This is a genomic window from Streptomyces humi (assembly GCF_001005085.2).
Lineage (GTDB): Bacteria > Actinomycetota > Actinomycetes > Streptomycetales > Streptomycetaceae > Streptomyces > Streptomyces humi.
The window spans coordinates 1-21,413 of the sequence record NZ_LBMU02000123.1 but is presented as its reverse complement, the minus strand read 5'-3'; the positions used below and the strand labels follow the sequence as shown (position 1 = coordinate 21,413).

The window sequence follows — 21,413 nt, the reverse complement described above, 5'->3', positions numbered from 1 at the left end:
GGGCGGGGAGAACCGGGCGGCTAGGGTCGGCTCATGGCTACTCCTGACTTCATCCGCACGATCCGGGCCTCCGCGGGCCACCAGCTGCTGTGGCTGCCCGGGATCACCGCCATCGTCTTCGACGACGACGGCAGAGTGCTGCTGGGCCGCCGCACCGACACCCGCCAGTGGTCGGTCATCGGCGGCATTCCGGAGCCGGGGGAGCAGCCCGCCGCCTGTGCCGTGCGGGAGGTCTTCGAGGAGACCGCGGTGCGCTGTGTCGCGGAGCGGGTGGTCCTGGTCCAGGCTCTGCAACCGGTCACCTATCCGAACCGCGACGTCTGCCAGTACATGGACATCACCTTCCGCTGCCGGGCCGTCGGCGGCGAGGCCCGGGTCAACGACGACGAGTCGCTGGAGGTCGCCTGGTTCGCCGTGGACGCCCTGCCGGAGCTGCACGAGTTCGGCGTCTTCCGCATCAAGCAGGCCATGTCGGACGCACCCACATGGTTCGACTCCACGACTTTCAGCTGAAGTATGTGGTCCGGCTCTGTGGCGGACGGGGGAGGGCCGCCCAGGACCGGACCATGGGCCTGTCTCCGCGGCCCCCAGGCATCCTTCGCCACGGGCGCCTCGCTGGTCCTCGACGGCGGCCGGACGGCCCACTGACGGACCGGGTCACCGCGGTCCGTGGGTTTTCCACAGGCCTGACGGGCCGCGGGCGGGATGCGGAATCCTGTGAGCATGTCTCGCGATCACGTGCAGTCCGCCGGCCCGGCGACCCCGGCAGCAGCCCTCGACACCCTCGACAGGGGTGCCGAGCCGTCCGGGGCCGCCGAGCTGTCGTACCTCGAACTGCTGGCCAGGGGCGCCTCTGCGGAGGCGTACGAGCAGCCGGTGCTGACCGCCCGCGCCGAGGGCCGGACACCGGAGCGGATCACCGACCTGGAGCGGGCCAAGCTCCTCGCGCTGCGGGTCCGTTCCGAGCTGGAGGGCAGACGGCGCCGCGAGGCCGAGCTGTCCGCCCTCTTCGAGACCGCGCACGACCTCGCCGGACTGCGCGACGTGGACGCCGTGCTCCAGGCGATCGTCCAGCGAGCCCGTTCCCTGCTCGGCACGGACGTCGCCTACCTGAGCCTCAACGACCCGGCGCGCGGCGACACCTACATGCGGGTCACCGAGGGGTCGGTCGCGGCCCGCTTCCAGCAGCTCCGGCTCGGCATGGGGGAGGGGCTCGGCGGGCTCGTCGCGCAGACCGCGCGGCCCTATGTCACTGACGACTACTTCAAGGACGGCCGTTTCCAGCACACCCTCACCATCGACGCGGGAGTGCGTGACGAGGGGCTGGTCGCGATCCTCGGAGTGCCGCTGATGCTCGGGGCGCACGTCATCGGCGTGCTGTTCGCGGCGGACCGGCGGGCCCGCGTCTTCGAGCGGGAGCAGATCGCGCTGCTCGGCTCGTTCGCCGCGCTCGCCGCCGCCGCCATCGACACGGCGAACCTCCTCACGGAGACCCGGTCGGCCATGGCCGACCTGGAGCGGGCCAACGGCATCATCAAGGACCGCAGCGCGGGCATCGAACGTGCCTCGGACATCCACGACCGGCTCGCCGAACTGGTGCTGCGCGGCGGCGGGGTCCAGGACGTGGCCGCCGCGGTCTCCCAAGTCCTCGGCAGCACGGTCGAGTTCACCGAAACCGCCGATGCCGGGGCGGTGCACAGGTCGCGCGTGGAAGGGCACGCGGTACGGCACGGGGACGACTGGACCGCCACCGTCGCGGCCGGCGGTGAGCTGCTCGGCGCGCTGGTACTGCGCGGCCATCCGGACCTCGACCCCGTCGACCGGCGCACCCTGGAACGCGCGGCCATGGTCACCTCACTGCTCCTGCTCGCCCGCCGCTCCGCGGCCGAGGCCGAACAGCGGGTCCGCGGCGAACTGCTGGACGACCTCCTCGACGCCCGGGACCGCGACCCGCGGCAACTGCGCGACCGGGCGGCCCGTTCGCACGCCGACCTCGACGCTACACATGTCGTGCTCGCCGCCCGCCTGGCGGACCCGCCGGCCGGCGACGAGGACGGCCGGGAGACCCGCCGCCGGCTCTGGTCGGCCGCCTCCCGGCTCGCCGGCACCCGCCACGGCCTGGCCGCCGCCCGCGACGGCGGCACCGTCCTGCTGCTGCCCCTCGACGCCGACGACACCGCCACCGACCTGGCCCGGCGTACCGCCCGCCACCTCGGCACTGCCGTCCGCCGGCCGGTGACCGTCGGCGCCTCCGCTCCCGTCGCCGGCCTCGCCACCGCCCCGGACACCGTGGCCGCCGCCTACGCCGAGGGCCGCCGCTGCCTCGACGCGCTGTGTCTCCTCGGCCGGAGCGGGGACGGCGCCGCCGCCGAGGACTTCGGCTTCCTCGGCCTGCTGCTCGCCGGCGAACGGGACGTCAGCGGATTCGTCCGGCGCACCATCGGCCCGGTCGTCGCGTACGACGAGCGGCGCGGCACCGAACTGCTGCGCACCCTCGACGCGTACTTCGCCTCCGGGATGAGCCCGGCCCGCACGAAGGACGAGCTCCACGTGCACGTGAACACCGTCGCCCAGCGCCTGGACCGCGTCGCCCGCCTCCTCGGCGACGGCTGGCAGCAGCCCGAACGCGCCCTCGAGATCCAGCTCGCGCTGCGCCTGCACCACCTGGAGGCGCCCCGGGCCCGCCGCTGACCACACGTGAATTCCCGGCGCGACGAACGGGCGGCGGTAATTCATGTGCGGCGACCGCGCCCATTCCCGCGATGACGCCGAGCCCGGTACCCCGGTCGTCCGGTGGCCATTACCGCGGCCCGGTGGCATTAATTTCCGGCGGTGGGGCGACGCCCTTTCCCGACGCCTTTTCTTGCGCTACGGAGATTCACCCGTGACGCGGCCCGCCGGGCGCCGCCGGAGCCGCGCCTTGCTAGCGGCGGGCGCCAGGCGCACGCTAGTGGCATGAGCGTCCACGAGAGCCCCACGCTCATCATGTCGGTGCAGCGCGCCTTCCGTCTGCTGGAGGCCGTGAGCGCGCACGTGAACGGAGCGCCCGCCAAACAGCTGGCGCGCGAGACCGGGCTGCCCCTCGCGACCGCCTACCACCTGCTGCGGACCCTGGTCCACGACGGATACCTGCGCAAGCTGGACGACGGCGGCTTCGTCCTCGGCGACAAACTGCTGACCCTGCACACCGCGGGCCAGGGTCAGACCCTGCTCAGCCGCGTCCGGCCGACCCTCGCCGCGCTCCGCGACGAACTGGCCACCGCCACCTACCTCACCTTCTACGAGGAGGGCGAGATCAGCGTCGCCGAGATCGTGGACGGCCCCCGGACACCCCGGACGGACCTCTGGGTGGGCTTCGAGGACGCCGGACACGCCACCGCGCTGGGCAAGGCCGTCCTGCGCGAACTGGACGAGGACGCCCGCCGCGACTACCTGTCCCGGCACCACCTCGCCGACCTGACCCCGCGCACCATCACCAGCCTGCCCGAGCTGCTCCGCAAGCTGGAGACCTCGCCCCTGGCGCCGGCCGTCACGGACCTCGAGGAGTACGCGCTCGGCACGGTGTGCGTCGCCGTCCCGATCTACCGGGGTGACGTCCTCGGCTCCCTCGGCGTCTCGCTGCCGGCGGAACGGCTCTCCCGGCTCCCCGAACTGCGCGCCCGGCTGCTCCCGGCCGCCGACCGGGTCACCCGAAGCCTCTCGCTCACTATCTGAAAATCCTCTCCTTGTGACGTACCGGCCGAACCTCTTTCCTGGATGAAACGGACAACCGGGAAACTCCGTACAGGTGAGGATTGCGGACGGAACATGAGGCAGGCGCGAGACCATCACGACGACCACTGGCCGTTGTGGCCGTTCAGGAAGCGGACGGCGGACCCGGGGGCATCAGCCCCCCGCCGCGCCGCTTCGCAGTTGGCCGCCGGGGTCCCCGTGGTGCCGGTACTGATCGTGTCCGCTGTCGTGTTCGTGGACACCCTCGGCGGATCGGGACTGTTCTGGCTCCCCCTGCTCGCGGCGGGGCCGGCGCTGGCCGCCAGCACCAGCGGCCCCCGGGGCGTGCTGTGCGTCGGTCTCCTCGCCGCCGTGCTGGGCGGCACACTGGCCGCCGCGGACGGGGTACCGGGGCGCGCGCTGGCGGTCGTCCTGTCGGCCCTGCTGGCCGTCACTCTGGCGAGCGCCCTGGCCAGTGCGCTGCGGTGCCGCCGGGAACAGGTGCTCGCCGCCGTGCGCTCGGTCGCGGAGGCCGCCCAGCACGCGGTGCTCCAGCCCGTCCCGGGGACCGTGGGCCCTTTCCGGGTGGCGGTCCGCTACAGCGCCGCGGCCGCGGAGGCCCGGATCGGCGGTGACCTCTACGCCCTGGTCTCCACCCCGCACGGGGTCAGGCTGATCGTCGGCGACGTACGCGGCAAGGGACTGCCCGCCGTGGGCACCGCCGCCCTCGTCCTCGGGGTCTTCCGGGAGGCCGCCTACGACGAGCCCGACCTGCTCGCCGTCGTCGGGCGGATCGAGCGGAGCCTCGCACGCAACCTCGGCCCCGACGACTTCGTCACCGCGGTCGTCGTCGGACACCCGACCGAGGGACAGCTGGAGATGGTCAACTGCGGACACGCGCCTCCGCTGCTGATATCCGCGTCCGGAGACGTCACCGCGGTCGAGTCCACCCGGCCCGCTCCGCCTCTCGGCCTGCGCGCCCTCGTGGGCGAGCCCCCGTGCCTGGAGGTCCTGCCCTTCTCCGACGGCGACCAGCTGCTGCTCTACACGGACGGGGTCACCGAGGCCCGCGACCGTGGGCGTGCGTTCTACCCGCTGGTCGAAGGGGTGGCACGCCACGCGTCCGGCGAGCCGGAGCACGTCCTGTCCGCGGTCCACGACGAGCTGCTGGCACATGTGGGCGGACGGCTGCACGACGACGCGGCGCTGCTGCTGCTGCGGATGCAGAACACGGACCGCTCCCGGTCCGCCGTCGGGGCCGTCGAGGGTCCGGCCGCCGGCCGGCTCACGGCCGAGGAGGCGGGCGTCGGGTTCCCGTCGGGCCGCAGCCTCTGAGAAGTCCCGTCGGGCCGCAACGTTCGAGAAGTCCCGTCGGGCCGCAACGTTCGAGAAGTCCCGTCGCGGGCCGCGACCTCCGAGGAGCAGGCGCGCGTCCCCCCGTTCCCACGGCACCGGCCGGGGGAACGAGGGGACGCGCGTGAAGGGTGGTGGCCCGCGGGGTCACACCGCGACGAGCTCGGCCCAGCGGGTCACCCCGCGCCGGGACGTGCGCATGCCGTACCGGGTCGCCAGCGCGTGGACGATCTCCTCGCCACGCCCGTGCTCGTCCGGGTCGATCCCCGCACGCTGCTGTCGCGCCGCGCAGGACGGGCCCGCGTCGGTGACCTCGATGTGCAGGGTGCCGAGGCCGGCGTCGCGCATCCAGCGGAGCCGCAGCACCGCCGGGGGCAGGGCGTGGACGATCGCGTTGGTGAGCAGTTCCGACACCACCAGCAGCGCGTCCTCGACGATCTCCGGGGACACCTTCCAGGCGGCCAGAACCGCACCGGCCCGTCGGCGTACGTCCGAGACGGCGCCGGGAACAGGAGGCATGGGGAAAACGTGTTCGCTTGCCTCCCGCACCAGGGTGTTGAGCTGTACCGCCATCTTGTGTCTCCAGGGGTGAGGTTCACAGGCCCCGCGTCACACACCTCGGCGCATGTGCCGGACCTCATAGCACGCTAAGGAGCCCCGGAGCTTCGGTCAATGAACGTCGGTCGGCATTACCGAACGGCGCCGTCCCGACCGGACCGCGGGACGCGGGCGGCGACCGCGCGGACGGCCGCCGCCCGCGCGGCAGACCCGTCCCAGCGGTAATAAGCTCGGATCATGGCCGGACCGGTCCAGTCGATCGAAAGGGCGGCCGCGATCCTGCGTCTGCTCGCCGGCGGGCCTCGCCGCCTCGGGCTCGGCGAGGTGGCGGCCTCCCTGGGGCTGGCCAAGGGGACCGCCCACGGGATCCTGCGCACCCTCCAGCACGTGGACTTCGTCGAGCAGGACCCGGCGACCGGAAAGTACCAGCTCGGAGCTGCCTTGCTGCATCTCGGCACGAGTTACCTCGACGTCAACGAACTGCGGTCGCGGTCCATCAACTGGGCCGACGCCCTGGCCGCCCGCAGCGGGGAGGCGGTGCGCCTGGGCACCCCCCTGGAAGGCATGGTCCTGGTCGTCCACCATGTGTTCCGGCCCGACGACACACTCCAGACCCTGGACGTCGGCTCGCTGCTGCCCCTGCACGCCTCCTCGCTGGGCAAGGTGCTGCTGGCCTACGGCGCCGCACCCCTGGACGACGCGCTGGAGTCGGGCCTCGAGCCGTACACCCGGCACACCCTGGTCGCCCCGGACCGGCTGACCCGGGCCCTCACCGAGGTCAGGGAGGTGGGGTGGGCCGCCGAGATACAGGAGATGAGCATGGGCGAGGCCGGGCTCGCCGTGCCGATCCGCGGCCACGGCGGTCTCGTCGTCGGCGCCATCGGGCTCTCCGGGCCCGTCGAGAGGATCTGCGACAGCCAGTCCAGGCCCCGGCCCAACCTGATCACGCTGATCCGCGAGGCCGCGCGGGCGATCTCCCGGGACCTGGGCGCCGCCCGCTGGTAGGTAGACCCCCAGGCCCGCGCGGCTCGCGTTCCCTCCGCGACCCATCGGAAGGCGGTTCCCGATCATGGTGGAACGGTATGTGATGTCCATCGATCAGGGCACCAACTCCACCCGATGCATCCTCTTCGACCGGGGTGGACGGCTGGTGTCCGTCGCGCAGCGGGAGCACCAGCAGCACTTCCCGAAACCCGGCTGGGTCGAGCACGACGCCGTCGAGATCTGGCACAACCTGCGCCGGGTGATGTCCGAGGCCATGTCGGGCGCCGGTACGGCCGTCGACGCGAGCCAGATCGCCGCCATCGGGCTGGCCAACCAGCGGGAGACGACGGTGCTCTGGGACCCGCGTACCGGCACCCCGCTGGGCCGCGCGATCGTCTGGCAGGACGTCCGCACGGCGCCGCTGGTCGAGGACCTCGGACAGGACCCGGGGGCGGAGTTCTTCCTCGACCGGTGCGGCCTGCCGCCCTCCACCTACTTCTCGGCGCTGCGGCTGCGCTGGCTGTTCGACAACGTCAAAGGCCTGGAACAGCGCGCCAGGGACGGCGAGGTGCTGTTCGGCACCATGGAGAGCTGGCTGATCTGGAACCTCACCGGCGGTGCCGACGGCGGCCTGCACATCACCGACGCCACCAACGCCAGCCGCACCATGCTGATGAACATCCACACACTCGCCTGGGACGAGGAACTCCTGGCGTTCTTCGGCGTCCCCCGTGCGATGCTGCCGGAGATCAGGCCCTCCTCGGAGATCTACGGCGAGGCCGCCGCGCTGCTCGCCGGCGTGCCCATCGCGGCCGCGCTCGGCGACCAGCAGGCGGCTCTCTTCGGCCAGACCTGCTTCTCCCCGGGCGAGGCCAAGTGCACCTACGGAACGGGCAGCTTTCTGCTGCTCAACACCGGTACCGACGTCGTGCGGTCCCGGCACGGACTGCTCACGACGGTCGCCTACCTGATCGGGGACCGGCCGCCGGCCTACGCCCTGGAGGGGTCGATCGCCGTCACCGGCTCACTGGTCCAGTGGTTCCGCGACCGGCTGGGGCTGATCAACAGCGCCCCGGAGATCGAGACACTCGCCCGGAGCGTCGAGGACAACGGCGGCTGCTACATCGTCCCCGCCTTCTCGGGCCTGTTCGCACCGCGCTGGCGCAGTGACGCGCGCGGCGTGATCGTCGGCCTCACCTCCTACATCACCAGCGGGCACCTGGCCAGGGCGGTCCTGGAGGCCACCGGCTGGCAGACCCGCGAGGTCGTCGACGCCATGAACGCCGACTCCTCCGTCGGACTGAAGGAACTCAAGGTGGACGGAGGCATGACGGCCGACAACCTGCTCATGCAGTTCGTCGCCGACGTACTGGACGTGCCCGTCGTACGGCCCATGGTCTCCGAGACGGTCTCCCTCGGAGCCGCCTACGCCGCCGGGCTCGCCGCCGGCTACTGGTCCGACCTTGAGGTGCTGCGTCGCAACTGGCACCCGGCCGCCCGCTGGCTGCCCGCGATGGACCCCGGCCACCGGGAGTCGGAGTACGACAACTGGCAGCGCGCCGTCGAACGCTCGCTGGGCTGGATCAGACGCCCCCCGCTCCAGCCGCCCGGTTGAATTCCCTTTCCTTCATCTGTTTCCCTCACGCCGATTGTCGCGCCCTCTTTCCGTGTCCTGTTCGCTTCCCTTCGGACTTGTGTTGGCGCGGTGGAAGCCGGATGTGGCCGCCCCTATCGTCATTCGCAGGCGCTTTTCTGCGACAGCCACCAAAGGGGGAACAACATGCCTGTTTTTCCGTCCGGTGAAATGGCCGTAAAAGTCTTCGGCAGTCTGTTCGGCGTATTGCTCGAGGACGAGGATTTCGTGGCGAGGGCCCGGCAGGAGGAACTGTCCGTCCGGCTCGTCCACACCAAGCCCGACTGCGAGATCTACGTGGCACCGCACGGGGTCTTCGCCGGCGAGCAGCCGCAGGGACCCGCGGCGATCACCCTCCGGATGACCTGCGACACCGCCCACGCACTGTGGATGGGACGCCTCCTGGTACCCGTCGCCATCGCCACGGGCCGGCTCCGCATCCGCGGCAAGGTGGCCAAGGTGCTGGAACTGGTGCCGATGCTGCGGCCCGCCTTCGACCGGTACCCGGACATCGCCGCCGCCTCCGGCATCGGCGCGTGACCGGCCGTAGCGCATCCGTCCCGACCACGGAATCCATGCGTAAGGAGTGACATTCCCCGTGAACACCGCTCTGTCCGAATCCGTGTCCGAGGCGGCGCTGAACTTCGACGTACTGCCGTACGAGGTCGAACAGTTCAGGGACGCCGCGCGGAACTTCGCCCGGAACGTCGTCAAGCCCCGCGTCCAGGACCTGGACCAGGCGCCGGCGGCGCACTTCGACTGGGAGACCGTCGGCCACGGCCACCGGATCGGCCTCACCCGCGCGGCCGTCCCCAAGGAGTACGGCGGCCTGGGGGTGGGGATGCTCGGCGTCGCCACCGCGCTCGAGGAGGTGGCCGCCGTCTGCCCCGGCACGGCACTGGTCTTCGGGGCAACCCTGCTCGGCCAGGCGCCGGTCCTGCTGTCCGGCGACCCTCGTCTCCAAGCCCGCTTCCTGCCCCTGTTCTCGGGCGACGAACCCGTTCTCGCCTGCAACGCGGTCACCGAGGAGGACGCCGGCTGCGACCTGATCATCCCGTCCCTGGCGGGACACGCCCGCAACGTGACCACCGCACGCCGGGACGGCGACCACTACGTCCTGACGGGCCGCAAGCGCTTCATCACCAACGCGAAGGTCGCCGCCTTCGCCTCCGTGTTCGCCAACATGGCGGGCAGCGCGGGCGCCACCGGGCTCACCTCCTTCATCGTCCCCCTCGACCTGCCCGGCGTGGTCCGCGGACCGGTCGCGGACAAGATGGGCTACCGCGCGTGCCTGGGCAGCGAGCTGGAGTTCCACGACGTCCGGGTGCCCGCCGAGTACATGATCGGCGCGGAGGGCGAGGGCATGGCCATCAACATGGCGCAGAGCAACATGGCCCGCGCCGCGGTCGCCGGCATCTCCACCGGCGTGGCACGCAGCGCCCTCGAGCAGGCGGTGACCTGGTGCGGCGAACGGGTCCAGGGCGGCCGGCACCTCAAGGACCAGCAGTTCACGGCCGCGAAACTGGCCGACATGGCGGCCAAGGTCGACGCCGCCCGCATGCTGTACCTGCGGGCCGCCGACAAGGTCGACAACGAGCTGCCGCCACCGGTCTACGAACCGGCCGCGGCCAAGCTGTTCGCGGACCGGACCGCGATCGACGTCGCCGAGACGGCCCTCTCCCTGCTCGGCGCGCGCGGCTACCTGCGCTCGTACGGCGTGGAGAAGATGATGCGGGACGCGCTGGGCACCCGGATCTACGAGGGCACCCCCGAAGTCCTGGCCCTCGCCATCACCGACAGCCTCTACGCCGAGCAGGACGAGTGGTGAGCGCCGCCGGCCGGCCCACCGAAGCCGCGCCGCGCCGCGCCCCGGCCCGGGAGCACACCGGTGGCCGGGACCCCCGGGCCCGGCGCTACGCCCGGGACATCGTCAGCCTCCACGAGCGGCTGAGCTACCGGCGGCTGCCCTCGGAGATGACGGGCGAACCGCTCTCCGTCGTCGAGGACCCGCACGGCGCACTGGTCACCGTCACGGGTCGCGACAGCCAGTTCCCCGCCCGCTACCTCAAGGGGATGCTGGGGTTCCGCCTCGCCCAGTACCTGCGGCTGAACTGGATCTCCGCCGACGCCGTCCACCGGGCCGCGGCCTTCCACGAACCGCTGCCATGCCCGCGCGCCGTGGAGAACATCCACACCGTCACCCTGTGCACGCGCACCGGGAAGATCCGCGGCTACGTCGGACTGGCCTGCTCGGCGGACCAGGAGAACCTTCCCCTGGACTCCGCGGGCCGCACCCCGTTCCCGACGGAGGCCGCCCACGGGGTCGACCTGCTCGGCAGGTACGCCGGGCCCGGCCTCGGGACCCACCACGCCTACGAGTTCAAGCGCTTCCTGCGCGACCAGACGATGCCACGGGGCGAGCAGTACGTCCGCGTCCCCTGGCATCTCATCCTCGGCATGGGCGAGGCCGTGCTCGCGCTGGGCGGCGCCGTGCGCATCGTGCTCGGCGACGCCAAGGAACACGTCGCCCTGCGCCACCTGCGCCTGGTCGGATTCGATCCCCACGTCGTCGAGGGCACCTCGCCCACCCTCGACGAGTCGGACCCCATGGCGCCGATCTACCGGCAGACGGTCGTGGCCAAACCGTTCGTCGCGCCGGTGCCCACGGACGTCGTCTGGTACCAGCGGGTGGTCCGCTCCTACCTCGACGGGACGAGCGAACTGACCTCGTGGCAGGCCGTGATCACCACCCTGGCGGCCCGCAGCCGGCGCACGGCACACCGTTCAGGTCCCGCACAGGAAGGAGCGTCCAGGTGACGGAGGAAACCAGGGAGCCGCTGCCCGGGCCGGGCCGGAACCCCACGGCGGAAGCGGGTTTCTACGCCGAGCTGACCGCCCGCAACGCCGGCGTGGTGGCCGCGGCCGACCAGCGGGCCCTGCGGGCGGCCACCGTCCTGGTGGCCGGCTGCGGCTCGATCGGCGGCGCCGCCGTCGAACCGCTGACCCGGCTCGGTGTGCAGCGGTTCGTCCTCGCCGACCCGGGGACGTACGAACTCAACAACCTCAACCGGCAGTCGGCGACCGCCGCCGACCTCGACCGGAACAAGGCCGAGCTGGCCGGGGAACGGGTACGCGCGATCAACCCGTACGCCTCGGTCGAGGTCTTCACCGACGGGGTCACCGAGCAGACCGTCGAGAAACTGACCGCCTCCTGCCAGGTGATCATCGACGGCGTGGACGTCACGACCGCCGAGGGGTGGCGGGCCAAACTGCTGCTGCACCGCCACGCCGTCCGCCGCGGGCTGCCCCTGATCACCGGCTGGGACATGGCGGGCACCCAGTACGTCCGCTGCTACGACTACCGCCGGGTCCGCGCACCCTTCGCGGGCGCCATCGGTGCGCACGACGCGGACCGGCTCGACATGTGGGAACTGCTGCGCCGGGCGGTGCCGTTGCGGCACGTGCCCACCGACATGCTGGCCGAGATCCGGGCCAACCACGCCCGGCCGGACTACAGCTTTCCCCAGGTCGCCTACACCGCGACGGCGTTCGGCGTGATCAGCTCCCACATGGTGGTGCGGCTGCTGGCCGGACGGCGGGTGCGGCCCGAGGTCCGGCTCGACGTGCACCAGCGGGCCAGGCCGCTCGCCGAACAGTGGCGCGACCGGGCGCGCCGGCCGGTGGAGCTCGCGGCGCTGCTGCCACGACTCCTGCGGCTGCTACGGCAGTCCGGCGCGGTCCGGGCCGCCGTGACCCCGGCGGACCACGACGCGTCCCGGGCCCTCCGGAACTGAGACGCACCCCCTTCGGCCGCGCGTCCACCGGCGACCGGCCGGGTGAGCACGCGCGGCCGGCCGCTGAGGCATTCCGATCACGGAGGTGGACATGAGTGTGCCGCAACGCAACGTACTGTGGACCTTCTTCTGCTGTGGCCTGGGCGTGGCCATGGTGTCGCTCGACAACCTCGTCGTCATCACGGCCCTGCCGTCGATCCGGGGGGATCTCGGCGGGAGCATCCAGCAGCTCGAGTGGACCGTCAACGCCTACACCCTCACCTACGCGGTGCTCATGCTGACCGGTGCCGCCCTCGGGGACAGGTTCGGCCGGCGCCGGATGTTCGGTGCCGGGATGGGGGTCTTCGTCGGCGCGTCGGCCGCCGCCGCGCTGGCTCCCGGCATCGGCGCCCTGATCGCCGCACGTGCCGTACAGGGCCTGGGTGCCGCGCTGTTGATGCCGCTGAACCTGACGATCCTCACGGAGGTGGCGCCCCCGCGGCGGCGCGGGGCCCTGCTGGGCGCGATGAGCGCGGTGGAGGGCGTCGCCATCGCCATGGGCCCGCTGCTCGGCGGCGCGGTGGTGGAGCACCTGAGCTGGCAGTGGATCTTCTGGATCAACGTGCCGATCGGCGCCGTGGTGCTGCCGGTCGCCCGGTGGAAGCTCACCGAGAGCCACGGTCCCAGCCCCCGGCTGGACCTGGTGGGCACGGCACTGGCCAGTGCCGGGCTCTTCGGGATCGTCTTCGGCATCGTCAACGGCCACGCGGACCACTGGACCAGCGCGCGGGTCCTGCTGTCGCTGGCCGGGGGAGCGGCCGTGCTGACCGGCTTCGTCCTGTGGGAACTGCGTTCCGCCCTGCCCATGTTCCCGATGGGGCTGTTCCGTCACCGGACCTTCAGCGCGATGAACGCCGCAGGGCTGCTGATGTTCGCCGGCATGTTCGGCTCGGTCTTCCTGCTCACCCAGTTCCTCCAGGGGCCGCGCGGTTACTCGCCCCTGGAGGCCGGCCTGCGGATCCTGCCGTGGACCGCGGTGCCCGTCTTCGTGGCCCCCTTGGTGGGACTGCTCTCCGACCGGGTGGGCAGCCGGACCATCGTCGCGCTCGGACTGACCTTCCAGGCCGCCGGGCTGGGCTGGATCGCCGCCCTGGTCTCGCCCGACGTCCCCTACGCGTCGCTCGTGCCCGCGATGGTGCTGTGCGGTCTGGGTATGACGTTCTACTTCTCGCCCACCGCGAACATGGTGATGAGCGCGGTCGGGGCGGGGGAGCGCGGCATGGCGTCCGGCGCGATCAACGCTGTGCGCGAACTCGGCGGTGTGCTCGGTATCGCGGTGCTCGCCTCGGTGTTCTCCGCGCACGGCGGCCTGTCCACGCCGGACACCTTCACGGACGGCATGATCCCGGCGGTGTGGACCGGGGTCGTGCTGATCGCCTGCGGGGCGCTGGCGGTCCTGCTGACCCCGAGGCGCCCGTACGACGGCCGGTCCGCCGACCCCGAGGCGACCGTGCCGGGGTGTGTGGGCGACCCGGTGTGACGGTGCCCCCGTCGCGCCTGACGCCGTGCACGCCACACATGCGGACGGAACCCATGCGGAGGGAACCCATGTGGAGGAAGCCCATGCGGAGGAAGCCCGTGTGGAGGAGACACATGTGCCGTCCGCTGGGGAGGCGACCGTGACGAGCCCGCCGATCCGGATCCTGCTGGCGGACGGCCGGTCCATCGCCCGTACCGGGATCCGCTCGGTCCTCGACGAGGACGGCGGTATCGAGGTGGTCGGCGAGGTGTCCGACCGGGCGAGCGCGGTGGCCGGCGCCCGTGCCCTGCGGCCGTGCCTGCTGCTGGCCGGCGCTTTGCCCGGCGCCGCCGACGCCGTGGAACTGGTCGGCGAACTGTCCGTGTGCCGCGGTGGGGACGGGCCGGGCGTCCTGCTCCTGGCCCAGGAGGGGAGCCCGGGTGCCCGGCGCGCCTTCCGGGCCGGCGCGAACGGCGTCGTGCACCACGGTGTCACCCCGGAGCAGTTGCTGTCCGCGATCCATGTCGTGGCGGCCGGCTACCGGATCTTCTTCGACGAGGGGGCGCCTTCGGCGCGCGGCGACGGCGGACCGCCCGCGGCGGCGGAGTTCCCCGGCGTCCCCGCCGTGGACGCGCGGGGAATCGAGTCGCTGACCCGCCGGGAGCGGGAGGTTTTTCGGCTGCTGGCCGAGGGGCTGAGCAACACGGAGATCTCCGCGGTGCTGGTGCTCAGCGAGAACACCGTGAAGTCGCATGTGCAGCGGCTGCTGGAAAAGCTGAATCTGCGCAACCGGGTGCACGCGGTCATCCATGCCTACCGGACGGGCCTGGTGGTGTCGCCCGGTCCGGATCCCGGACCGCTGCGGGCCGGCCGGCACCTCGCGTACGGCACGGGGGTCATGCGCGGTGGGTGAGGTGCGGGCGGCTCGGCCCGAGTGCTCCGGCGGTGCTCCAGTGAGCCCACTGCGCTCCGCGCGAGCCCTGTTGAACGCGACGGCGTTCAACAGGGCTCGTCCTGGTGCCCGTTGGTGGGCTCACTCGCCGGATTCGAGGAGGTATCCCCGGGCGTTGGCGGTCCGGATGCGCAGCCCCAGAGGGGCCAGCTTGCGCCGGATTCTCATGATGTTCAGGTCCAGGGCGTTCTGGCTGGCCGTCCCGCGGCCGGCGCTGAGCAGGGCGATCAGCTCGTGCCGTGGCACGAGCGTGCCGTACCTCTCGACCAGCGGTTGCAGCAGGCTCGTCTGGGTCGGTGACACCGGGACCATCCGGCTGCCGTACCGGAGCAGCCCGTCCTGATCGAGTACGGGAACGCGGTGTGTGCCGGCCCTGGCCCGGAGCGCCGCGACCCGGGCGGCGAAGTCGGCCCTGCTGACCGGCGCCCGGATCCAGTCCTCCCGTGAGTCGCTCGGCACCGGCGGGGTGTCGCCGTTCTCGACCACGAGGAGGCGGGGGATTCCCCGGCGCCGCAACTGCTCCAGTTCCTGCACCTCGACCGGCCAGCGCAGGACACGTACGTCCTGGGTGGCTGAGAATAACTGCCCCTCACTGTATCGCGGCACGAATTACCTACCTCTTTCGAGCGTGGTGAAAGAATGCAAGGTGCGGTGCGTTTGACTCCCCCGTGGCATTACTACCTCACTATGAGGCGTGCCTAAGCCTCGCTGCAACACGTGCATTTGGGAGGCTGCCGCCGGGTGATCTGCATAAAATAAGACTGCCGACGGACTGTTAATCATGCAAATGGTCCTTTGTGTGGTCCGCCGGTCCCGCCCGGATCTCGTGAAAAAGAATGAGGCGCGGTGCCCTTTCGGGCGCGTAGATTCATCGAAGCAGTCGGTCGATATCCGCGAGTGCCGGGAAAGGGTATGAAAAGGACCGAAGAAATTCTCACCACCGGTGAATTGCTGATCGCCATCATCGCGCTGGTGTCGCCCGGGTTCCCCCGAGCCCCGGGGGAGACACGGACGGAACCCGCACCGGCCACGCACCGCACGCGTCCGGAACACCGCGCGGAAGGAGTCCGCCATGCTGACCGCGACCACTGAGGCGAGCCGGCCCGGCACCGCCCGGGGCACACCCGCGGCCACCGACGTCCTGGTGACCGGACTCGGCGCGACCACCCCGCTCGGCGGTGACGTCCCCGCCAGCTGGGCGGCGCTGCTGTCCGGCCGGTCCGGCGTGTCCCGGCTGGACACCCCCTGGGCCGGGCAACTGCCCGTGCGCATCGCCGGGCACATGTGTGACGACCCCGTCCCGCTGCTGGACCGGGTCCAGCAGCGCCGGCTGGACCGCAGTCAGGCGGCCGCTGTGGTGGCGGCCCGGGAGGCGTGGACGGACGCCGGTGCTCCCGAGGTCGAGGCCGAACGGCTCGCGGTGGTCGTGGGGACCGGCATCGGCGGCGGCCTCACGCTCCTCGAACAGGACGACCGGCTGGAGCAGCGCGGCCCGCGCGCCATCTCGCCGCACACCGTGCCCCGGCTGATGCCCAACGGCAGCGCCGCGGCCGTCGGTCTGCTGCTGGGGGCCAGGGCCGGAACCCACGCCCCGACCAGTGCCTGCGCGTCCGGCGCGGAGGCACTCGCGGTCGGTGCGCTGCTGATCCGCGCGGGCCGCGCCGACGTGGTCGTCGCCGGCGGGACGGACGCCTGTCTGCACCCGCTGGCGCTCGGCGCGTTCGCCCGGATGCGCGCCCTCTCCCAGCGCAACGACGCCCCCGAGCAGGCATCCCGGCCCTTCGACCACGAGCGTGACGGGTTCGTCATGGCCGAGGGCGCGGGCATGGTCGTACTGGAGCGCGCCGGCTTCGCGCGGGCGCGCGGGGCGCGGGTGCGCGCGGCCCTGGCCGGCGCCGGTGTCACGTCCGACGCGTACGACGTGACGCTGCCCGCCGCCGAGGGGCAGGTGCGGGCCATCAGGGCGGCGCTGCGGGACGCCGGCCTCACCGGCGCCGACATCGGCCATGTGAACGCCCATGCCACCGGTACGCCCCTGGGTGACGTCACCGAGGCCCGGGCCGTGCGGGAGGCCGTGGGTCCGCATCCGGCGGTCACCGCATGCAAGTCCGCCACCGGTCACCTCCTCGGTGCCTCCGGCGCGGTCGAGGCCGTCTTCACCGTCCTCAACCTGGCGCACGGTGTGGTGCCCGCGGTCCGCAATCTGGAGAAGGTCTCGGACGGGATCGAACTGGACCTGGTGTCCGGCGCACCGCGGCGCACCGCCGCCCACGCGGCGCTGTCCACGTCCTTCGGCTTCGGCGGCCACAACGTCGTCCTCGTCTTCACCCGACAGGACGGCTGACGGCCCGCGGCGCGCCGCTAGTGGACGCCGGCCCGGTCCCGGCAGGCCGTCAGGAGGCGGGCCACGGACACCGGATGGCTGACCTGGGGACAGTGTCCGGCGTCCTCGATCACCGTGACCGGCGTGTCCACGGGTTCGGCGAGCGGGTCCCCGGACCCCACGACGATCTCGACGGGCAGGCGCGTCTCCCGCAGCAGACGGCGCAGTTCCGCGCGCTGCCCGTGGGCCGTGCGCATCGCGGCGGCCACCCGGCGGGCGGTCCCGGCACGCCGCAGGTCCAGCGTGAGGGCGTCGAGGCCGGCGTCCTCGGGCAGACCGAGCGAACGGCCCAGCCGGGACGCGGGAGCCGTGCGCAGCAGTGGCGCGGCCAGGGGGGAGCGCAGCAGCGCGGAGGACGGCGGCTGGAGGAACGCCGGTGAGACCAGCACCAGGCCCGCGAGCCGGTCGGGCCGGGCCGCGGCGTAGCGCAGCGCGGGGCCGCACGCGAAGGAGTGCGCCACGAGCACCGGCCGGGTCTCCACCGGGTCCAGCAACTCGGCGAGCCACTCCTCGACCGGCCGCCCGCCCGTTCCCGACCTGCCGAGACCGGGCAGGTCGGGAGCGAGCGAGGGTGCGTCGAGCCGGTCCGCCGTCCCCGCCCACGCGTCGGCGCTCAGCAGCAGCCCGTGCAGCAGGACGTAACCGGGGCGCCGCGGTTCGCCCGTCATCCAGGTCCGGCAGCCGCCCACGTCGGCGAAGCCGTAGGGTCCGCGGGAGGGGGCACCGTGGCCGAAGCGGGTGGCGACCAGGTCGTCGGCCCACTGCCGCAGGGCGGTCGCGACCGGCGGCATGGACAGTCCGTGGGTCGCGGACAGGGCCTGGGCCGAGGCCGTGTCGTAGCGGTCGGCCGACAGGAACGAGAGGGTCTCGGGGTCCGCCCGGGTGAGCGCGCGCGGCAGCCTGCGCAGCACGCCCACCGGGATCGACCGGCGGGGCGGGCGCACCCCCATGTGTTCGGCGAGCAGGCCGACCAGCCCGGGCAGTTCGGGCGTCGAGTCGTCCAGCACGTAGTAGGTGCCGCCCGCGCTCTCCTGGTCGTCCGGGAGGGCGGCCAGGAACCGGACGAAGTGGTCCAGGGTCACCACCGGCACGAAGACGTCGGGGCCGCCCGGCAGCGCGGGCAGCCGGCCCCGCCACAGGTCGGAGACCACCGTGGCCAGGCCGAGGTACTGTCCGGGTCCGATCACCGTACTGGGGTTGGCGATGCTCAACGGGACCCCCAGTTCGCGGGCACGGGTCCGTACCGCGGTGTCGCCTTCCTGCTTGGACGCCTCGTACGCCCCGTGCGCGCGGTAGTCCGGCGCCACGTCCTCCGCCGCGGCCATGCGGTAGCCGCTGATGTGGACCAGCCGGCGCAGCTTCGGCAGGGCAGCCGACCACTCGACCACCCGCGCGGCGCCCGCCACGTTGACCGCGCGCGCCTCCGCCGCCGTCATGCCGAACGCGAAGCGCGCGGCGGCGTTGTAGACGTCGCGCACCCCGGTCAGTCCCTCGTCCGTGAGGCCGAGACCGGGGGAGGTGAGGTCGGCCCGGACGACCGTCAGGGCCGTGCGGTCCACCCCTTGTCCGTCGAGCCAGGCCGTCAGCCCCGCACCGGAACCGCGTACCGCGGCCGCCACCGGGTGGCCCCGGCGCAGGAGTTCCGCCACGAGGGAGCGGCCGATGAAGCCCCCGGCTCCGAAGACGATCGAGTCCGCGAGCATGCTGTCTCCTTGCCCGGTCCGCAGCCCGGTCCGAAATGCCCTGTCAGCGCTCTGCGGACCGGATCAGGGGCGCCGCCCACGGAGCGTCACCAACCGTAGCGAAGCGCCATGGGCGAACGGGGTGAAACATGCCCACGCCACACGATCGGGGTGGGCCGCTCACCCCGAGGCGTGACCTCGGGGTGTGGCGGGGGCATGTGTGCGCGGACACCATGCCCGGACCGGGTGTCAGCCGGCCGGCAGGTCGCGGACCATCGGGACGCCCACCGCGGCCCGGCAGCTCGCCTCGGCGCCGCGCACCCGGTTGGTCCCCGGCGACTGAGCACCGGAACGGCGGCGGAGCACCGGAACGGCGGCGAGGTGAGTCATCGGATCGCCCGGGGGCCGGACGTGAGCCGTCACGGCCGGTGGGGCGGGGTGGCCGCGCCGGCCAGGTCGGCCAGGTCGGCCAGGTCGGCCGCCCGGCGCACGAACGCCGCGTGCAGGTCCCGGGCCGCCTGCGGTACCGATGCGGCCCGCCGGCGCTGGAGCATCAGCAGCACCCGGGTGGTGTCCCCGGCCAGCGGCCGGCACACCAGCGTCCCCGCGCGCTCCAACGGGTCCCCTACCACGCTGAAGTCCGGCAGCACCGTCGCCCCGAGCCCCTCCGCGACCATCAGCTTGCCCATCTCCGCACCGTCGGTGGAGTACGAGAACGTGGGCGCCCGCCCCGCCAGCAGCCGGTGCACATAGCGGTGCATCACATAACCGGTCCGCATGGCGATCAACGGCACGGAGAGCAGTTCGTCGGGCGTCACCTCGGCCCGGCCGGCCAGCGGACTGTCCGGCCGTACGCACACCACCGGCCGCCCGCGCAGCAGTTCGGTGGTCTCGAAGCCGACCGGCACGTCGTCGCCGTCGAGATGGTTCACCAGACCCAGGTCGAACCCGCCCTCGGCGAGCGCCCGCTGGATCTCCGTCTGCTGTGCGCCCACCACCTCGACCTGGGTGACCGGATGCGTGGCGCGGAAGTCCCGCAGCACCGGGATGAGCAACGGCACGGTCGCCGCGTTGACCGTGCCGACGCGCACCATCCGGCTGATCCGGTACTGCTCGCCCGCCGCCGCCCGGAGCCGGTCCACCGCCTCCAGCACCTCGGCGATGCGGGGCATCAGCTCCTGCCCCGCCGCGCTCATCGTCGCCCCGGTGCGCTTGCGCTCCAGCAGGTCGACGCCCAGCTCCCGCTCCAGGTTCCGCACCGTCTCGCTCAACGCGGGCTGCGACAGGCGCAGTTCTTCGGCCGCCCGGCGCAGGGAGCCGAGCCGGGTCACGGCCGCTATGTATTCCAGCTGTTCGGTCCGCACCCCGGCAGAATGCGCGGTCGTTCGGGCCGGGTTCAAGGGTTTTCCTGTCACACGTTCGTGAAATTCAATGGTCCGCGATGCGAGAACGGTCGGGTTTTCCTTGACTGGTCTCGGCGCCGACTGCGACGATCGACGGCATGAAGATGCGACTGGACCTCACGCGGCGACGCCATGTCGACCTCGCGCGCGTCTCCAGCGCCTCCTGTCGCGCCGCGGCCTGATCGGCTCACCAAGATCCGCCGCGCTCTCCGCCACACCTTTCCCGCCTGAATTCACCGCCCCGTGTCCGGCGCATTCGCCGTGCCTGGCACCTCCTGAATTCCGGCGCGCCCGAGAGAAACCCGCAACAGGAGTTCCGCATGCCCGCCGCGCCCCTGAAATTCGCCTACTGGGTCCCCAACGTCAGCGGAGGACTCGTCACCAGCACCATCGAGCAACGCACCGACTGGGGTTACGACTACAACCGTGAACTCGCCGTCCTCGCCGAGAACAACGGCTTCGAGTACGCGCTCAGCCAGGTCCGCTACATGGCCAGCTACGGCGCCGAGTACCAGCACGAGTCGACCGGTTTCAGCCTCGCGCTGCTCCTCGCCACCGAACGCCTGAAGGTGATCGCCGCCGTCCACCCAGGCCTGTGGCATCCGGGCGTACTCGCCAAGTTCGGCGCCACCGCCGACCACCTCTCGAACGGCCGGTTCGCCGTGAACGTCGTCTCCGGCTGGTTCAAGGGCGAGTTCACCGCCCTTGGCGAGCCCTGGCTCGAACACGACGAACGCTACCGCCGCGCCGAGGAGTTCATCCGCGCCCTGCGCCAGATCTGGACCGAGGACCACACCGAACTCGCCGGTGACTTCTACCGGCTCCGGGACTTCTCCCTCAAGCCCAAGCCGCTCAACACCCCCGAGCGCCCGCATCCGGAGATCTTCCAGGGCGGCAACTCCACCGCCGCCCGGGCGATGGCCGGCCGGGTCTCCGACTGGTACTTCTCCAACGGCAAGGACTTCGACGGGGTCACCGAACAGATCAACGACGTCCGCAAGTCCGCCGCCGAAGCGGGTCGCACGGCACCGAAGTTCGGCCTCAACGGCTTCCTCATCGCCCGCGACACCGAGGCCGAGGCCCGCGACACCCTCCGCGAGATCATCGCCAGGGCCGACCACGAGGCCGTCGCCGGCTTCGGCGCGGCCGTCAAGCAGGCCGGGCAGTCCGCGGCCGACGGCAAGGGCATGTGGCAGGACTCCACCTTCGAGGACCTCGTCCAGTACAACGACGGCTTCCGCACCGGTCTGATCGGCACGCCCGAGCAGATCGCCGAACGCGTCGTGGCGTACAAGAAGCTCGGCGTCGACCTCTTCCTGCTCGGCTTCCTGCACTACCACGAGGAGGTCGAGTACTTCGGCAAGCGAGTGCTGCCCCTGATCCGGGAGTTGGAGGGCAGGCCGGACGACGGCGCCCCCGCGTCCGCCTGACCGTCCCTCCCCACCACCCCCCTCACCCCACC

General features: G+C 72.4%; 20 protein-coding genes. 15 read left to right on the top strand and 5 right to left on the bottom strand.

Features of this window, described 5'->3' with window-relative positions; genetic code table 11:
- Positions 1 to 33 precede the first annotated feature (33 nt).
- From AAW13_RS41420 to AAW13_RS41405, 4 genes are all read left to right on the top strand, one after another.
- Complete coding sequence (locus tag AAW13_RS41420) at positions 34 to 513, top strand: NUDIX hydrolase (protein ID WP_046729267.1); 480 nt, start codon at positions 34 to 36, stop codon at positions 511 to 513.
- A 210-nt stretch (positions 514 to 723) separates the two neighbouring features.
- Complete coding sequence (locus AAW13_RS41415) at positions 724 to 2,691, top strand: helix-turn-helix domain-containing protein (protein WP_079179179.1); 1,968 nt, start codon at positions 724 to 726, stop codon at positions 2,689 to 2,691.
- A gap of 264 nt (positions 2,692 to 2,955) precedes the next feature.
- Positions 2,956 to 3,714: an IclR family transcriptional regulator gene (locus AAW13_RS41410; protein ID WP_046729266.1), complete on the top strand. Its 759-nt coding sequence runs from the start codon at positions 2,956 to 2,958 to the stop codon at positions 3,712 to 3,714.
- Positions 3,715 to 3,807: 93 nt separating this feature from the next.
- Positions 3,808 to 5,046: a PP2C family protein-serine/threonine phosphatase gene (locus tag AAW13_RS41405; RefSeq protein WP_079179178.1), complete on the top strand. Its 1,239-nt coding sequence runs from the start codon at positions 3,808 to 3,810 to the stop codon at positions 5,044 to 5,046.
- A 165-nt stretch (positions 5,047 to 5,211) separates the two neighbouring features.
- Here AAW13_RS41405 and AAW13_RS41400 read toward each other — a convergent pair whose 3' ends face one another.
- On the bottom strand, positions 5,212 to 5,583 hold the full coding sequence (locus AAW13_RS41400; RefSeq protein ID WP_338059086.1) for an ATP-binding protein: 372 nt from the start codon (positions 5,581 to 5,583) through the stop codon (positions 5,212 to 5,214).
- Between the two features lie 276 nt (positions 5,584 to 5,859).
- Here AAW13_RS41400 and AAW13_RS41395 point away from each other — a divergent pair, with 276 nt between their 5' ends.
- The 8 genes from AAW13_RS41395 (at position 5,860) to AAW13_RS41360 (ending at position 14,444) form a co-directional block, all read left to right on the top strand.
- Positions 5,860 to 6,627: an IclR family transcriptional regulator gene (locus tag AAW13_RS41395; protein WP_046729263.1), complete on the top strand. Its 768-nt coding sequence runs from the start codon at positions 5,860 to 5,862 to the stop codon at positions 6,625 to 6,627.
- A gap of 64 nt (positions 6,628 to 6,691) precedes the next feature.
- A complete protein-coding gene (glpK, locus tag AAW13_RS41390) occupies positions 6,692 to 8,221 on the top strand; it encodes a glycerol kinase GlpK (RefSeq protein ID WP_046729262.1) in 1,530 nt (509 codons plus the stop codon).
- Between the two features lie 189 nt (positions 8,222 to 8,410).
- On the top strand, positions 8,411 to 8,779 hold the full coding sequence (locus AAW13_RS41385) for a hypothetical protein (protein WP_046729261.1): 369 nt from the start codon (positions 8,411 to 8,413) through the stop codon (positions 8,777 to 8,779).
- A 58-nt stretch (positions 8,780 to 8,837) separates the two neighbouring features.
- A complete protein-coding gene (locus tag AAW13_RS41380) occupies positions 8,838 to 10,067 on the top strand; it encodes an acyl-CoA dehydrogenase family protein (protein WP_240528916.1) in 1,230 nt (409 codons plus the stop codon).
- Positions 10,064 to 11,056: a hypothetical protein gene (locus tag AAW13_RS47285; protein ID WP_046729260.1), complete on the top strand. Its 993-nt coding sequence runs from the start codon at positions 10,064 to 10,066 to the stop codon at positions 11,054 to 11,056. Before AAW13_RS41380 ends, AAW13_RS47285 begins: the two co-directional genes overlap by 4 nt.
- Positions 11,053 to 12,033 carry a HesA/MoeB/ThiF family protein gene (locus AAW13_RS47280; protein ID WP_063777058.1) on the top strand — a complete coding sequence of 327 codons (981 nt, stop codon included), beginning with the start codon at positions 11,053 to 11,055 and terminating at the stop codon, positions 12,031 to 12,033. The genes AAW13_RS47285 and AAW13_RS47280 overlap by 4 nt, the downstream gene beginning before the upstream one ends.
- Before the next feature lie 91 nt (positions 12,034 to 12,124).
- Complete coding sequence (locus AAW13_RS41365; protein WP_046729259.1) at positions 12,125 to 13,552, top strand: MFS transporter; 1,428 nt, start codon at positions 12,125 to 12,127, stop codon at positions 13,550 to 13,552.
- A 139-nt stretch (positions 13,553 to 13,691) separates the two neighbouring features.
- On the top strand, positions 13,692 to 14,444 hold the full coding sequence (locus tag AAW13_RS41360; RefSeq protein ID WP_046729258.1) for a LuxR C-terminal-related transcriptional regulator: 753 nt from the start codon (positions 13,692 to 13,694) through the stop codon (positions 14,442 to 14,444).
- A 120-nt stretch (positions 14,445 to 14,564) separates the two neighbouring features.
- Here the strand turns inward: AAW13_RS41360 and AAW13_RS41355 are convergent, their stop codons facing one another.
- The gene (locus tag AAW13_RS41355; protein ID WP_107483532.1) at positions 14,565 to 15,089 is read right to left on the bottom strand and encodes a helix-turn-helix domain-containing protein; all 525 of its coding nucleotides are present in this window, start codon (positions 15,087 to 15,089) and stop codon (positions 14,565 to 14,567) included.
- A 466-nt stretch (positions 15,090 to 15,555) separates the two neighbouring features.
- On the opposite strand from AAW13_RS41355, the gene AAW13_RS41350 reads away from it, so the two are divergent.
- Positions 15,556 to 16,827 (top strand): beta-ketoacyl-[acyl-carrier-protein] synthase family protein, encoded by a 1,272-nt coding sequence (locus AAW13_RS41350; protein ID WP_079179177.1) that lies wholly within the window; start codon positions 15,556 to 15,558, stop codon positions 16,825 to 16,827.
- Between the two features lie 17 nt (positions 16,828 to 16,844).
- On the opposite strand, the gene AAW13_RS41345 is transcribed toward AAW13_RS41350, so the two are convergent.
- The 3 genes from AAW13_RS41345 to AAW13_RS46500 all read right to left on the bottom strand — a co-directional run bounded on the left by AAW13_RS41345 (position 16,845) and on the right by AAW13_RS46500 (position 19,912).
- A complete protein-coding gene (locus AAW13_RS41345; protein ID WP_046729257.1) occupies positions 16,845 to 18,569 on the bottom strand; it encodes an alpha/beta fold hydrolase in 1,725 nt (574 codons plus the stop codon).
- Between the two features lie 228 nt (positions 18,570 to 18,797).
- Positions 18,798 to 18,938, bottom strand: coding sequence for a hypothetical protein (locus tag AAW13_RS46235; RefSeq protein ID WP_167391792.1), 141 nt, complete (start codon positions 18,936 to 18,938; stop codon positions 18,798 to 18,800).
- 29 nt (positions 18,939 to 18,967) lie between these two features.
- Positions 18,968 to 19,912, bottom strand: coding sequence for a LysR family transcriptional regulator (locus AAW13_RS46500; protein WP_046729256.1), 945 nt, complete (start codon positions 19,910 to 19,912; stop codon positions 18,968 to 18,970).
- Between the two features lie 137 nt (positions 19,913 to 20,049).
- Between AAW13_RS46500 and AAW13_RS47925 the strand changes: the two genes are divergently transcribed.
- Together AAW13_RS47925 and sfnG are read left to right on the top strand one after the other, a co-directional pair.
- Positions 20,050 to 20,133 carry a putative leader peptide gene (locus AAW13_RS47925; protein WP_350284076.1) on the top strand — a complete coding sequence of 28 codons (84 nt, stop codon included), beginning with the start codon at positions 20,050 to 20,052 and terminating at the stop codon, positions 20,131 to 20,133.
- A 138-nt stretch (positions 20,134 to 20,271) separates the two neighbouring features.
- Positions 20,272 to 21,381: a dimethylsulfone monooxygenase SfnG gene (gene sfnG, locus AAW13_RS41330; protein ID WP_046729255.1), complete on the top strand. Its 1,110-nt coding sequence runs from the start codon at positions 20,272 to 20,274 to the stop codon at positions 21,379 to 21,381.
- Positions 21,382 to 21,413: the final 32 nt, after the last annotated feature.

What these genes read in the sequence shown, in the direction of transcription:
- AAW13_RS46235 (WP_167391792.1), bottom strand. Translation starts at nt 18,938, where the DNA reads ATGACTCACCTCGCCGCCGTTCCGGTGCTCCGCCGCCGTTCCGGTGCT.
- AAW13_RS41365 (WP_046729259.1), top strand. Translation starts at nt 12,125, where the DNA reads ATGAGTGTGCCGCAACGCAACGTACTGTGGACCTTCTTCTGCTGTGGC.
- AAW13_RS41400 (WP_338059086.1), bottom strand. Translation starts at nt 5,583, where the DNA reads ATGCCTCCTGTTCCCGGCGCCGTCTCGGACGTACGCCGACGGGCCGGT.
- AAW13_RS41345 (WP_046729257.1), bottom strand. Translation starts at nt 18,569, where the DNA reads ATGCTCGCGGACTCGATCGTCTTCGGAGCCGGGGGCTTCATCGGCCGC.
- sfnG (WP_046729255.1), top strand. Translation starts at nt 20,272, where the DNA reads ATGCCCGCCGCGCCCCTGAAATTCGCCTACTGGGTCCCCAACGTCAGC.
- AAW13_RS41405 (WP_079179178.1), top strand. Translation starts at nt 3,808, where the DNA reads ATGAGGCAGGCGCGAGACCATCACGACGACCACTGGCCGTTGTGGCCG.
- AAW13_RS47925 (WP_350284076.1), top strand. Translation starts at nt 20,050, where the DNA reads ATGAAGATGCGACTGGACCTCACGCGGCGACGCCATGTCGACCTCGCG.
- AAW13_RS41420 (WP_046729267.1), top strand. Translation starts at nt 34, where the DNA reads ATGGCTACTCCTGACTTCATCCGCACGATCCGGGCCTCCGCGGGCCAC.
- AAW13_RS41385 (WP_046729261.1), top strand. Translation starts at nt 8,411, where the DNA reads ATGGCCGTAAAAGTCTTCGGCAGTCTGTTCGGCGTATTGCTCGAGGAC.
- AAW13_RS41415 (WP_079179179.1), top strand. Translation starts at nt 724, where the DNA reads ATGTCTCGCGATCACGTGCAGTCCGCCGGCCCGGCGACCCCGGCAGCA.
- AAW13_RS41395 (WP_046729263.1), top strand. Translation starts at nt 5,860, where the DNA reads ATGGCCGGACCGGTCCAGTCGATCGAAAGGGCGGCCGCGATCCTGCGT.
- glpK (WP_046729262.1), top strand. Translation starts at nt 6,692, where the DNA reads ATGGTGGAACGGTATGTGATGTCCATCGATCAGGGCACCAACTCCACC.
- AAW13_RS41350 (WP_079179177.1), top strand. Translation starts at nt 15,556, where the DNA reads ATGCTGACCGCGACCACTGAGGCGAGCCGGCCCGGCACCGCCCGGGGC.
- AAW13_RS41410 (WP_046729266.1), top strand. Translation starts at nt 2,956, where the DNA reads ATGAGCGTCCACGAGAGCCCCACGCTCATCATGTCGGTGCAGCGCGCC.